The sequence below is a fragment of the Streptomyces sp. NPDC088157 genome (assembly GCF_044741545.1).
Classification (GTDB): domain Bacteria; phylum Actinomycetota; class Actinomycetes; order Streptomycetales; family Streptomycetaceae; genus Streptomyces.
Genome location: NZ_JBIUSU010000003.1, coordinates 559691 through 572321 on the forward strand (window position 1 = coordinate 559691; position 12631 = coordinate 572321).

The following is a 12631-nucleotide window of genomic DNA, read 5'->3' on the forward strand; positions in this document are numbered from 1 at the left end:
CGCGCCCCGTGCACGGGCACAGCGACGGCGACGGGGCAGCGGTTCCGCTCTCCTTCCGCCGCTTAGGTCGCCTCGGCCGACTCGACCCCTCGGCCGACTCAGCGACTCAGCGACTCGGTCGACTCGGCGGCTCGGTCGACTTCGTCGGTTCGGTCCGGGGCGGTTGTCGTCCCGGCTGTCTCAGGAGTTGTGCGGGCAGTTGCCCCGGTACTCGTCGATCGTCAGGCTCGGCTGTGGCAGCGGGCAGAGGAACTGCTCGTAGCGGACGTCATTGTCGACAAAGCGCTTCAGCCACGAGATGCCGTACTTCGCGATCGTCGTGTTCGACGAGTTCGGGGTGAAGTGAGTGGCGTTGTTCAGCTCCAGGTAGGCGCGGTCCAGGGAGGACGGCAGCGTGGAGTAGAACGGCTCGGCGTGGGTGGCGACCGGGGCGATCGTGTCGCCGTCCGCCCCGAAGATCAGCGTGGGTGTGCTGATCTCGGGCCAGGACTTGTCGAGGTTCCACGGCGTGAGCGGGATCGCGGCCTGGAGCGAGGGCCGCGACTTGGCGGCCTCCAGGCTGCCGCCGCCGCCCATCGAGTGGCCCATGACACCGAGCCGACCGCTGTCGACGCGGCTGCGGACGGAGCTGACCTGGGTGAGATGGTCCAGGGCGGCGAGCAGCTGACGGCCGCGGGAGTCCGGCTGGTCGAGTGTCGTGAGGGTGTCGATGGTGAAGACGACGAAGCCCTGGGAGGCCAGTCGCGGGCCCAGCCAGGCGATGGAGGACTGGGTGCCCGTGTACCCGGGTGAGACGGCGATCGCGCCGAAGGTGCCGTCGCTGGTGCTGGTCGGGTAGTAGATCGTGCCGCCGCCGAATCCGGTGACGGCGAGCGGGGAGACGGTGGTCTGCGAGACCGGGTACGGGCCGCGCAGCGCTTCGATGCTCGCGTTGGTCGGCGCCGGGCCCCGTTCGTAGGGGTTGTCCGCCGCATGCGCGCCGGGGCCGCTGAGCGTGGTGAGTCCGACGACGGCGGCGATCGCCGTCGCGACGCGGGCGAGCTGTCCGGGCCCGCGGTGGGGGGAACCGGTGGAGGCGGGGTGGGCCGCACCGGTGCGCGCTTGATGCTGCACGACGAGTGGTCCTCTCGGTCGGGCGGCATCCCGGGCGCGGCCCGCGGACCCCGCACGAGTGGGTCCGGGCCGTCGCCACGGCGGGCGCCGCCGATGGACTGGCGATGCCACTGTCGGGGCCGCACCGGGGCGTGGGGATCGGCGATGTCACCGGTCTTGTGGGTCCCGCCGAGCAGATCCGGGTAACGGGCCCGGTGTGGCCGGCCTCGCCGCTGCCCGGTGGGGGAGGAACCTGGAAGGGTCACCGACCGCGTGACACCCCTTCCTCCCCGAAGGAGACGAACACGTGCCGCTCCCCACCGAGAACCATCGGCCCGACGACTCTCCCGTCGGCCTCGCCGTCCGTCAGGCCGTCACGGACGGGCTGCTCGGCGAGGACCGGCCGCTGGCCGGCTTCATCGACGTGCGGGGCGTGCGCGACAGCGTCGCCGGGCTGCACGAGGCGTTCGCGCACGTGCCGGACGTGCTGCACACCTTCGCCGCCAAGGCGTGCGCGCTGGTCCCCGTGCTGCGGCTGCTCGCCGACACCGGCATGGGCTGCGAGGCGGCGAGCCCCGGCGAGCTGCGCCTCGCGCTGGACGCGGGGTTCGACCCGGCGCGCATCGTGCTGGACTCGCCCGCCAAGACCCGCCGGGAGATCCGTGAGGCGCTCGCCCTGGGCGTCTCGCTCAACGCGGACAACCTCGACGAGCTGGACCGGATCGACGCCCTGCGTCCACCGGACTGCGCCTCGGTGCTCGGGGTGCGGGTCAATCCGCAGGTCGGGGGCGGGTCGATCGGCGCGATGAGCACGGCGACCGCGCATTCCAAGTTCGGGGTGGCGCTGCTGGATCCCGGGGTCCGCACCCGTGTCGTGGAGGCCTTCGCGCGTCGGCCGTGGCTGACCCGGCTGCACGCGCACGTGGGCTCGCAGGGCTGCCCGCTGCCGCTGATCGCGGAGGGCCTCGCCACGGTCCACCGGCTCGCCGAGGAGATCAACGCGTGCGTCGGCCGGCGCCAGGTGACCAGCCTCGACCTGGGCGGCGGGCTGCCGGTGAACTTCGCCGACGACACGGTCACGCCCACCCACGCGCAGTACGCGGCCGCGCTCACCGCCGCCGAGCCCGCGCTGCTGGACGGCCGCTACCAGGTGGTCACCGAGTTCGGCCGCTCCCTGATCGCCAAGAACGGCTTCACGGCGGCTCTCGTCGAGTACGTCAAGGACGCCGGCGGACGCCGGGTCGCCCTCACCCACGCCGGCGGGCAGGTCGCCACCCGTACCGTCCTCATGCCGGACGCCTGGCCGCTGCGGGTGTCCGCGTACGGCCCGGACGGCACGCCCAAGCGGACGCCCCTCGTCCGGCAGGACGTCGCGGGGCCGCTGTGCTTCGCCGGGGACGTCGTGGCGCACGACCGGCCGCTGCCCGCGCTCGCCGAGGGGGACCTGGTGGTGCTGCACGACACGGGCGGGTACTACTTCTCGGCGCACTGGTCGTACAACAGCCTGCCGAGGCCCGCCGTGTACGGCTACCGGCATGAGGGCGGCCGGGTCTCGTTCGCCACGATCCGGTCCGCGCAGACGGTGCGGGAGATCTCCGCGGAGAGCGGGCTGGCCCAGGCGGACGCCCTGCTGACGGGCTTCGCCGCGCCGTCCCGGCCCTGAATCCCCGGATCCGGGCCCGCCCGGGCAGGCATCACCGGCCGGATTCTGAGCACCCGGCTTCCCGTCGCCTGCCGGAGGAGAGAGCCGTGCTCTGGATCGCCGTACTGCTGCTGCCGCTGCTGTCCGTCCTGCTGGCGGTGATGGACCGGGTCGAGGAACGCCTGCTCGCCCCGGCCCAGGACAAGCCGCGCCATGCCGCGCGCGGACGGCATCTCCGACTGGTCCGGGACGCCTCCCCCGCCCCGGTGGCGGACGGGTCCCGTTCGCCGGGGACCCGGGCGGCCTGACCGTCGGAGGTGCCGGCCGGGGTGTCCCGCAAGTCGGCGGTGTGCGAGGCTCGCGGTCGGAGTCGGCGTCCCGACGGGGACGTCACCCGCCATGTCGATCGGCATCAGGAGAGTCAGCGGTATGCGCATCGGTCTGCTCGGCACCGGCCCCTGGGCACAGATGGTCCACGCCCCCGTCCTCGAGGCGCACGACGCGCTCGACTTCGCCGGTGTCTGGGGCCGGCGACCGGAGGCCGCGAAGGAACTGGCCGACCGGCACGGGACCCGGGCCTACGACGACGTGGACACCCTGCTGGCGGACGTGGACGCGGTGGCCGTCGCCCTGCCGCCGGACGTCCAGGCGGAGCTCGCGGTGCGGGCCGCCGGGGCCGGTTGTCATCTGCTGCTCGACAAGCCCGTCGCCGCGACGGTGGCGGGAGCGCGGGCGGTGGTACGGGCCGCGCAGGAGGCCCGGGTCGCCTCGGTCGTCTTCTTCACCACCCGGTTCGTGCCCGAGGCCGCTGCCTGGATCGCCGAGCAGAAGGCTACCGGCGGGTGGTTCACCGGGCACGCCCAGTGGCTGGGCGACGTGTTCCACGGTACGGGCGACCATCCCTTCGCCACGCCCTGGCGCGGCGACAAGGGCGCCCTGTGGGACGTGGGCCCGCACGCGCTGTCGGTGCTGCTGCCGGTCCTTGGCGACGTCCGCCGGGTGACGGCCGCGGCCCGTGGCCCCCGCGACACCGTCCACCTGGTCCTGGACCATGTGGACGGTGCCTCCAGCACGGTGACGCTCAGTCTGACGGCTCCGCCCGAGGCGGCGGGCGCGGACCTCGAGCTCCGCGGCACGGCCGGGGTGATCCGGCTCCCTCGGGGCGGCGACCCCGCCGACGCCCTCGCACGGGCCGCGGACGAGCTGATCGCCGCGGCCCGCGACGGCCGGTCCCACGCCTGTGACGCCGCGTTCGGCCTGCGCGTCACGGAGGTGCTGGCCGACGCCGGGGCCCTGTTGGCGGGCGGCGCCCGCTGACTCACCGTGCGCCGGGCCCGTAGGGGATCAGCCGGCCGTCATCGGAGCTCGAAGTTCACCCGCTCCCGCACGATCGGATAGCCGGCCCTGGCGAAGTGGGCCGCCATCGGGATGTTGCCCTGGTCGGTGGCGCCGGCGATGAACTCGGCGCCCCGTTCGACGAGGTAGTGGGTGCACTCGGCGAGCAGGTCGTAGGCGTATCCGTGGCCCCGGTGCGCCGGCAGCACGCCGATGAAGCCGACGCAGGGCCCGGAGGGGTTGTGGGCCGGGATGTGGATGCCGGCCAACTCGCCGTGCGGGGTGCGGGCGACCTGCCACCACTCGCGCGGGGACGGGCACCAGCGGAAGAAGTCCAGCTCCTCCTGGGCGGCCCGGTCCAGGCCGCCCTCCTCGATGGCCTTGCGGGCATGGGCGTCGAGGGTGTCGGAGTGGATGCGGCGCAGGGCGTCGAAGAACACCGCGTCGTCCGGTTCGGGGGCGAAGCGCAGGCGGCCGGGGCGGTCGGGCAGTCCGCACTCCGGGGTCCAGCGGTACACGAAGCGTTCCACCAGCGGGGTGTGGCCCGCCGCGCGGGCGGCGGCGTGCCGGGCGTCGGCGGCGGCCCGCATGGCGGGGTCGTCGCGCCAGCCGCCGGGCATGACCAGTTCCAGGCCGACCTGCCAGGGGGCGGAGCGCAGGAGTCCGGCGGCGGCCTCCTCCTCGCCGTCGGCGAAGTCGAACCACTGGACGACGAGCGGTTCGGTGTCCTCGGGCCCGCCCCACCAGACAGCGCGGGCGACGACCCGGCCGTCGCGCAGGGCGACGCGCTTCCAGTCGGGCCGGTAGGTGATCCTGCCGAGGGCGTCGGCGGCGCGCAGCGGGTCGGGCAGGGTGTCGAACAGATGGACGTCGCTCTCGTCGAGAGCGCGGATGACCAGATCGGTCACGGATTCCTCCGGGTCGCGTACGGCATGGTGCGCTCCCGGGGCGTCGGACGAAGGTCAGACGCGGCACGCCGGGGTCACGGGGTGGGAGCGCGGGATGAATGTGGTTCGCATGGCGCTCGCCTCCTTCCGTGGGTGTCCGGGCGTGCGGTCACACGGTAGGGGGTGGCCCTGGATCGCGTCCATCGGTTTGTTTCGGGGTGCGCCGGCCGGTCCCGAGGGGGAGCGTTGTGGGATGGGACAACTGGACGGGGGACGGCGGGGCTGGCTGCGGGGCGCGCCGCCGCCGGGCTGGGTGCGGGCCCTGCCGCTCGTTCTGGTCGCGGGCGTCTGCGTGGTGACGCTGGCCAGCCCCGAGCCGCTGGACATCGGGTTCATGCTCGGCGCGATCCCGCCGCTGGCCGTGCTGTCGTACGGTCCGGTGGCGACCGCGCTGCTCGGCGCGGCCGTGGTCGTGATGCTCAACGTGCCCGCGTTCCACCTCGATCAGCCGGGTGAGGCCGACCTGTTGACGACGATTTTCGTGGCCGTGCTCAGCGTGTTCGTGTCGTTCGTGCGGCGTCGGCGGGACGTACAGCTGGATCTCGAGCGAACGATCGCCGAGGCCGCGCAGAACGCCCTGGTGCCGCCCGTGCCCGAGTGGGTCGGCCCGGTGGCCTGCGCGGGTCTGTACCGGACGGCGCAGCGCGGGACGCTGGTCGGCGGCGACTTCTTCGACGTGCGGACGAGCGCGTACGGGGTGCGGGCGGTGCTGGGCGACGTCCAGGGGCACGGGTTGGCGGCGGTGGCGACCGTGGCCTCGCTGCTCGGCGCGTTCCGGGAGGCGGTGCTCGACCAGCCGGACCTGGAGGAGGTCGCCGCCCGCCTGGACCGACGGCTGGTGGTCGACTCGGCGCGGGTCGCGCACGCGGAGCTGTTCGCCACGGCCGTCCTGCTGGAGTTCGCGCCGGGCGCGGACGCGGTGCGCATCGTCGTCTGCGGGCATCCTCCGCCGGTGCTGCTGCGCGACGGCACGGCCACGGAGGTCGACCTCGTCCCGTGGACACCGCTGGGGCTCGGCCTGCCGGAACGCGCTCCGCTCGCCGCCCACGTCCTGCCGCTGCGCCCCGGCGACCGTCTCTTCCTCGCCTCGGACGGCGTCTCGGAGGCCAGGGACACGGCCGGAGTGTTCTACCCCCTCCTCGACCGGCTGCCCGCGCTCGCCGCGGGCGCCGACCCGGCGACGACGGCCGACCGCGTGTGGACGGATGTCCTGCGGTACTCCCCCGCCGTCCGCGACGACGTCACGATGCTCGTTCTCGCGCCGGGCCGTCGGGCGGACCGCTGAGGGTCTCCGCGTCGCCCTCGGCGTCGATGTGCGGCAGGATCCGGTCCAGCCAGTGCGGCGTCCACCAGGCGTGCGATCCCAGCAGGGTCATGACGGCGGGCACCATGAGCAGCCGTACGACGGTGGCGTCGATCAGCACACTGACGGCGAGGCCGAGGCCGAGCATCTTGACGACGATGTTGTCGCTGATGATGAACGCCGAGAACACGCTCACCATGATCAGGGCCGCGCAGGTGATGACCCGGGCGGTGATCTCCAGGGCGTGGGCGACGGCGTCCTTGGCGTCGCCGGTGCGCAGCCAGGCCTCGTGCACACGGGACAGCAGGAAGATCTCGTAGTCCATGCTGAGGCCGAAGATGATCGCGAACATCATCATCGGCACATAGCTCTCGATGGGCACCTTGCCGTGGACGCCCAGCGCGGGCCCGCCCCAGCCCCACTGGAAGACGGCGACGACGACGCCGTACGAGGCGGTGATCGACAGGACGTTGAGGACGGCGGCCTTGACCGCGACGAGGAGTCCGCGGAAGACGGCGAGGATGATCAGGAAGGCGAGGGCGACGACCACCCCGATGATCAGGGGCAGTCGGCTGGCGACGATGTCACGGAAGTCGACCTGGGCGGCCGTGGTGCCGGTGACATAACCCTTGGCGTCGTAGCCGGAGACCGCGTCGGGGAGGGTGTCGTCGACGAGACGGTTCGTCAGGTCGGTGGTGCTCCCGCTCTGCGGGGACTGCTCGGAGTAGACGGTGGCGAGCAGGACGTCGCCGTCGCTGGTGGCGGTCAGCGGGGTGACCGTGGCGGCGTCGGGCACCGCGTTCAGGGTCTTCTGGGCCTGGGTGGAGAGGTCGGAGCGTTTGTCGGACGGGACGGACGTCTGGTCGATGACGACGGTGAGGGGGCCGTTGGAGCCGGGTCCGAAGGCGTCGGTCATCAGGTCGTAGGCGCGCCGGTCGGTGAAGGAGGTCGGGTCGGCGCCGTCGCCGATGTGGCCGAGCTGGATGGAGAAGACCGGGATCGCGAGGATCGCGATGACGGCCACCCCGGCGCCGAGGTACTCCCAGGGTCTGCGCTCGACGCGCTTGGCGTAGCGGTGCCAGGTGCCGTGCGGTACGGCGCCCGGTTCGACGTCGGTCTCGGCGACCGGCCTGCGGACGTGGTAGCGGTCGATGCGTCTGCCGATGAGCCCGAGGAGGGCGGGCACGAGGGTGAGGGCGCCGACGACGGCGGAGACGACGGTCATGGCGGCGGCGAGTCCGAGTTTGCCGATGAAGGACACCCCGGACGCGTACAGACCGAAGAGCGCGATGATCACGGTGGTGCCGGACACGAGCACGGCGCGGCCGCTGGTGGCGTTGGCGTGTCCGGCGGCCTCGGCGGGATCGGCGCCGTCCATCAGGTTCTGCCGGTGCCGGGTGATCAGGAAGAGGGCGTAGTCGATGCCGACGCCCAGACCGATCATGGTGGCGAGGGTCGGTGAGACGGTGGCGAAGGTGAAGGCGGCCGCCAGCAGTCCGAGGCAGGCGAGGCCGCCGACCACGCTGATCAGGGCGGTGAACAGGGGCAGTCCGGCCGCGATGACACTGCCGAAGCCGACGAGCAGGACCACGGTGGCGACCGCGAAGCCGATCAGCTCGCTGATCCGGTCGTCCGCGGCGGGACGGGCCAGCTCGCCGAGCGAACCGCCGTACTCGACGTCGGCGCCGGCCGCCCGCAGCGGCTGGACGGCCTGGTCGACGCCGTCCAGGTAGTCGTCGCCGAGGGTCGAGGGCTGCACGTCGAAGCGGACGGTGACATAGGCGGTCTTGCCGTCGCTCGACACCGGGCCGACCTTCGACGAGGTCACGGAGAGCGGGTTCTGGGCGGCGAGTACATGGGGGAGCTTCTGGAGGTCGCCGACGGTGGTGGACAGCTGCGAACTCAGCGCGCTCACGGGCTGCTGCTCGTCGTGCAGCACGATCTGGCTGCTGTAGCCACCGGCCTGCGGGTCGTGCTTCTGCAGCACGTCCAGGCCCTCCGTGGACTGCACTCCGGGTAGTTGGAAGTCGTCCTCGTACGTTCCGCCCACGGTGCGGCTGACCACCTGGAGGGCGACGACGGCCACGAGCCAGGCGATGATGACGATCAGGAAGTGACGGGCGCACCAGGCGCCGAGCCTGCGCAGTCCCCCGCGTCGCGGGTTCCCGGCGGTGGTGGGTGCCATGGAGCCCATTAGACGCCCACCTGATCTTCCCGGCATCTCGGCCGGAGCTGATCGGGATTGCGGGGTGCGGCTCCAGGATGAATGGTGTTAGTACATTCCTTCGGACGCGAGGAGCAGACACCATGCCGACGTCAGAGCCCGGCGCCGCCCAGCCCTCCCCGGACCGCGCCACCCCGGACAAACTGCTCCACACCCGTACCGGCACCGAGGTGTCCCCGGAGGACATGGTCCTCGCCACCGGCCGGGACCTCACCCCGCGCAACCTCGAGTGGGCGCGTCGCAAGCTGGCCGAGGAGGGCCCCGGCGCCATCGAGAAGCTGCTGCCCTAGCCGGACCCGGCCCGGGCGATCGGGGCAGGCGATCGCAGTGGGCGATCGGGTCCCGCTCTTCCCCGGCATGCCCTGCGGCTGACAGACTCCGGAGGGTGCCCGACTTCGACATGCTCATTCTCGGATCAGGTCCCGGCGGTCAGAAGGCCGCCATCGCCGCGGCCAAACTGGGCCGCCGGGTCGCCGTCGTCGACCGCCCCGACATGGTCGGCGGGGTCTCCCTCCACACCGGCACCATTCCCTCCAAGACCCTGCGCGAGGCGGTGCTGTACCTCACCGGTCTCACCCAGCGCGACCTGTACGGACAGAGCTACCGCCTCAAGGAGAACATCACCGTCGCCGATCTCACCGCCCGCACCGACCATGTGGTGGGGCGTGAGATCGACGTCATCCGCAGTCAGTTGTCCCGCAACCACGTCGCCCTGTTCGCCGGCACCGGCCGGTTCGTCGACGCCCACACCGTCGCGCTGCGTGAGATCACCGGACAGGAGCGGCTGATCAGCGCCGAGCACATCGTGATCGCCACCGGGACGCGGCCGGCGCGGCCGGACAGCGTGGAGTTCGACGGGCGGACCATCCTCGACTCCGACAACGTCCTGACGATCGAGCGGGTTCCGCAGTCCATGGTGATCGTCGGCGCCGGTGTGATCGGCATGGAGTACGCGTCCATGTTCGCCGCGCTCGGCAGCAAGGTGACGGTGGTGGAGAAGCGGGCCGGAATGCTCGACATGTGCGATGTCGAGGTCATCGAGTCGCTCAAGTACCACCTGCGGGACCTGGCGGTGACCTTCCGTTTCGGGGAGACCGTCGCCGCCGTGGAACGGCATGCGCGGGGTGCGCTGACCGTGCTGGAGAGCGGCAAGAAGATTCCGGCGGACACGGTGATGTACTCGGCGGGACGACAGGGACTCACCGACGAACTCGACCTGGACAAGGCGGGGTTGGCGGCGGACCGGCGCGGCCGGATCGAGGTCGACGAGCACTACCGCACCCCGGTCCCGCACATCTACGCAGTGGGTGACGTCATCGGCTTTCCGGCGCTCGCGGCGACGGCGATGGAGCAGGGACGGGCGGCCGCCTACCACGCGTGCGGCGAGCCCGTCGGGCAGATGCACCACCTCCAGCCGATCGGCATCTACACCATCCCGGAGATCAGCTTCGTGGGGCGGACGGAGGACCAGCTCACCGAGGAGAGCGTGCCGTTCGAGGTGGGCATAGCCCGCTACCGCGAACTGGCCCGCGGGCAGATCATCGGCGACGCGCACGGCATGCTGAAACTGCTTGTCTCGCCCGTGGACCGGAAGCTCCTCGGGGTGCACTGCTTCGGCACCGGAGCCACCGAGCTCATCCACATCGGGCAGTCGGTGATGGGCTGCGGCGGGACCGTCGACTACCTGGTCGACGCGGTGTTCAACTACCCGACGCTGGCGGAGTCGTACAAGGTCGCCGCGCTCGACGCCACCAACCGGCTGCGGCAGTTGGACCGCATCGGGGACTGAGAGGGGCGCCGGGGCGCGGGGCCGCTCACTCCTCGACGATGTGGACGGCGGCCTCCTCGGCGCCCGCGGCCCCGCCGTCGATGCCCACGTCCTGGGCGATCTCCTCCTTGACGACGTCGGAGTGGGCGCCCTCGTCGGGGGCGACGAGGCGGCCCGCGCGCCGGTCTCCGACCTCGGGGTCGACGGGTTCGCCCTCGCCGCCCTGGAGATCGCCGACCCCGTCCCCGGCCGGTGCCGACGCGTCCGGGTTCTCCTGGGCCAGGCGCTGGTCGAGGCTTTCGCCGTCGTGCTGCTCGGCCGCGGTGGTGCCGTACTTGGTCACCCCGAGCGGCTTCTCCGGCGGGGAGTAGCCCTCGTCCAGGGTGTCGTCGTAGGTGCGTTCGTCGACGGCGTCCTGAAGGTCGAGCGGGGCGCCGTCCTCCTGTTCCTCGTTCGTTCCGGTGGGCTGGTAGACGTCGTCGCCCATCGCCTCGGGCTCCGTACCCATGAATGCCTCCTCGTGGCAGCGGCTGTTCTCTCCCCGTCCGCGTTTCCCGTGCGGCCCGCTCCAATCGCGGCACATGCCATCCGCACGGGCGGCGTGGACGTTACCCATCCGTCAATCTTGAAAGCTCAATAGTTGGGGCTATAGTCACTCGCACACTCGGTGTGACCGTCCGCGGACGCAGTGCTGGAACGGTATCCTCCGCGCCTTGCTCCGCCGACGTTTCCCGAGGTCATCCCTCTTGACGCGCGGCGGCGTTCCACCCTCACCCCCCCCATACGCCGCCGGGTCCTCCCCGCTCGGGCGGCGTGCACGACGGAAAGCAGCGCAACCATGAGCAACAGCACCGGAAGAGGGCTCCAGGCGAATGTGCTGGGCACCTTCGACACGGTGGTGATGGCGGTCGCCGGCAGCGCGCCGGCCTACTCCATCGCCGCCACCACCGCGGTTCTGGCCGGCGCCGTGGGCCTGGCAGGACCGGCGGCACTGCTGTACTGCGCGATACCGATGCTGGGCATCGCGCTGGCCTTCAGCCGGCTCGGCCGGATCGACGTCAACGCCGGCGCCAGCTACTCCTGGGTGGGACGCACGCTGCACCCCTTCCTGGGCTTCATCAGCGGCTGGGCGCTGGTGATCTCGGCGACCATCTTCATGGTGGCGGGCTCGCTGCCGGCCGGGTCGATGACGCTCGCCCTGTTCGACGAGGGACTCGCCGACAACACCGCGCTGTCGACCGTCGTCGGCGCCGCCTGGTTCGTGGTGATGCTGGCGGTGGTGCTGGGCGGGGCCCGGCTCACCGTGCGCGCGCAGTTGATCATGTCGGGTGTGGAGCTGGCGATTCTGGCGCTGTTCGCGGTGCTCGCCCTGTTCCACACGGACAACTCGCTGCCGTTCGACTGGTCGTGGCTCGGATTCAGCCACTTCGACGGGGTGTCCGGATTCGCGTCCGGCGCGCTGGTCGCCGCGTTCTACTACTGGGGCTGGGACGTGACCAGCAACCTCAGTGAGGAGACCCGCAACAGCCGCCGAACCACCGGCCTGGCGGGGCTGATCGGGGTCGGCATCGTCTTTCTCCTCTTCGAGGTCTTCACCATCGCGGTGAACGTCATCCTGAGCTCGCAGCGGATCGAGGACAACGGCGCCAACGTGCTGGCCGCGCTGGGCGAGGAGGTGTGGCCGGGCTGGGGCGGCAAGCTGCTGATCGTGGCCGTGATGCTGTCCACCGTCGCCACCCTGGAGACGACCCTCATCCAGGTCACGCGCTCGCTGTTCGCGATGGGCCGGGACCGTACGATGCCGTCCGCGCTGGGCCGCGTGCACCGCACCTGGAACACGCCCTGGGCGGCGATCGTCGTGGTGGGCGGGGTGGCGCTGGTGCTGTTCGTCGCCTCCAACGCGCTGGGATCGGTCGGCGACATCCTCGCCGACGCCATCTCGGCGATCGGTCTGCAGATCGCGATCTACTACGGTCTGGCGGGCCTGGCGGCGGTCGTCGCGTACCGCAAGACCCTGCTGAAGTCCCCGTCCGACTTCCTCCTCGGCGGACTGTGGCCGCTGTTCGGCTCCCTGTTCATGTTCTGGATCTTCGCGGAGTCGCTCGGTGAGTTGGATCCCGCGGCGGTCGCCATCGGCATCGGCGGACTCGCCGTGGGGCTGGTGCCGATGCTCTGGTACTGGCGCAAGGGCAGCGACTACTACCGGCCCTCCCGGCTGGACGCCTCGCGCACCGTGGAGTCCGACTACGTGCCCGACGGCCGGCCGGCCGCGCACTCCGCCGGCCACGAGGGTCTCTCCACCGACTTCTGAGAGGGGACC

The 12631-nt window shown here is 71.9% G+C and carries 11 protein-coding genes; 7 read left to right on the top strand and 4 right to left on the bottom strand.

From position 1 onward, the window contains the following. Positions 1–180 precede the first annotated feature (180 nt). The gene (locus tag ACIPFH_RS13685) at positions 181–1113 is read right to left on the bottom strand and encodes a dienelactone hydrolase family protein (protein ID WP_401825999.1); all 933 of its coding nucleotides are present in this window, start codon (positions 1111–1113) and stop codon (positions 181–183) included. Between the two features lie 286 nt (positions 1114–1399). Here ACIPFH_RS13685 and ACIPFH_RS13690 point away from each other — a divergent pair, with 286 nt between their 5' ends. The 3 genes from ACIPFH_RS13690 to ACIPFH_RS13700 all read left to right on the top strand — a co-directional run bounded on the left by ACIPFH_RS13690 (position 1400) and on the right by ACIPFH_RS13700 (position 4051). Continuing rightward, positions 1400–2755, top strand: coding sequence for a diaminopimelate decarboxylase (locus ACIPFH_RS13690; protein WP_401826001.1), 1356 nt, complete (start codon positions 1400–1402; stop codon positions 2753–2755). Between the two features lie 86 nt (positions 2756–2841). After that, the gene (locus tag ACIPFH_RS13695) at positions 2842–3042 is read left to right on the top strand and encodes a hypothetical protein (RefSeq protein WP_401826003.1); all 201 of its coding nucleotides are present in this window, start codon (positions 2842–2844) and stop codon (positions 3040–3042) included. A 121-nt stretch (positions 3043–3163) separates the two neighbouring features. After that, positions 3164–4051: a Gfo/Idh/MocA family protein gene (locus ACIPFH_RS13700; protein WP_401826860.1), complete on the top strand. Its 888-nt coding sequence runs from the start codon at positions 3164–3166 to the stop codon at positions 4049–4051. A 38-nt stretch (positions 4052–4089) separates the two neighbouring features. On the opposite strand, the gene ACIPFH_RS13705 is transcribed toward ACIPFH_RS13700, so the two are convergent. After that, positions 4090–4977, bottom strand: coding sequence for a GNAT family N-acetyltransferase (locus ACIPFH_RS13705; RefSeq protein ID WP_401826004.1), 888 nt, complete (start codon positions 4975–4977; stop codon positions 4090–4092). 232 nt (positions 4978–5209) lie between these two features. Between ACIPFH_RS13705 and ACIPFH_RS13710 the strand changes: the two genes are divergently transcribed. Beyond that, entirely contained in the window at positions 5210–6301 is a 1092-nt protein-coding gene (locus ACIPFH_RS13710; RefSeq protein WP_401826006.1) for a PP2C family protein-serine/threonine phosphatase, read from the top strand. On the opposite strand, the gene ACIPFH_RS13715 is transcribed toward ACIPFH_RS13710, so the two are convergent. Beyond that, on the bottom strand, positions 6258–8513 hold the full coding sequence (locus ACIPFH_RS13715; RefSeq protein WP_401826008.1) for an MMPL family transporter: 2256 nt from the start codon (positions 8511–8513) through the stop codon (positions 6258–6260). The two genes, ACIPFH_RS13710 and ACIPFH_RS13715, sit on opposite strands and share 44 nt — an antisense overlap. Positions 8514–8626: 113 nt before the next feature. Between ACIPFH_RS13715 and ACIPFH_RS13720 the strand changes: the two genes are divergently transcribed. Together ACIPFH_RS13720 and sthA are read left to right on the top strand one after the other, a co-directional pair. Next, on the top strand, positions 8627–8833 hold the full coding sequence (locus tag ACIPFH_RS13720) for a hypothetical protein (protein WP_356251665.1): 207 nt from the start codon (positions 8627–8629) through the stop codon (positions 8831–8833). 95 nt (positions 8834–8928) lie between these two features. After that, on the top strand, positions 8929–10332 hold the full coding sequence (gene sthA, locus ACIPFH_RS13725; protein WP_401826010.1) for a Si-specific NAD(P)(+) transhydrogenase: 1404 nt from the start codon (positions 8929–8931) through the stop codon (positions 10330–10332). A 25-nt stretch (positions 10333–10357) separates the two neighbouring features. Here the strand turns inward: sthA and ACIPFH_RS13730 are convergent, their stop codons facing one another. Continuing rightward, positions 10358–10819 (bottom strand): DUF5709 domain-containing protein, encoded by a 462-nt coding sequence (locus ACIPFH_RS13730; protein ID WP_401826013.1) that lies wholly within the window; start codon positions 10817–10819, stop codon positions 10358–10360. Between the two features lie 330 nt (positions 10820–11149). Here ACIPFH_RS13730 and ACIPFH_RS13735 point away from each other — a divergent pair, with 330 nt between their 5' ends. Beyond that, positions 11150–12622, top strand: a complete 1473-nt coding sequence (locus tag ACIPFH_RS13735) for an APC family permease (protein WP_401826015.1) — start codon at positions 11150–11152, stop codon at positions 12620–12622. Positions 12623–12631 lie beyond the last annotated feature (9 nt).

Coding starts and splice junctions, on each gene's coding strand:
- ACIPFH_RS13735 (WP_401826015.1), top strand. CDS start 11,150: ATGAGCAACAGCACCGGAAGAGGGCTCCAGGCGAATGTGCTGGGCACC.
- ACIPFH_RS13700 (WP_401826860.1), top strand. CDS start 3,164: ATGCGCATCGGTCTGCTCGGCACCGGCCCCTGGGCACAGATGGTCCAC.
- ACIPFH_RS13730 (WP_401826013.1), bottom strand. CDS start 10,819: ATGGGTACGGAGCCCGAGGCGATGGGCGACGACGTCTACCAGCCCACC.
- ACIPFH_RS13715 (WP_401826008.1), bottom strand. CDS start 8,513: ATGGGCTCCATGGCACCCACCACCGCCGGGAACCCGCGACGCGGGGGA.
- ACIPFH_RS13710 (WP_401826006.1), top strand. CDS start 5,210: ATGGGACAACTGGACGGGGGACGGCGGGGCTGGCTGCGGGGCGCGCCG.
- ACIPFH_RS13720 (WP_356251665.1), top strand. CDS start 8,627: ATGCCGACGTCAGAGCCCGGCGCCGCCCAGCCCTCCCCGGACCGCGCC.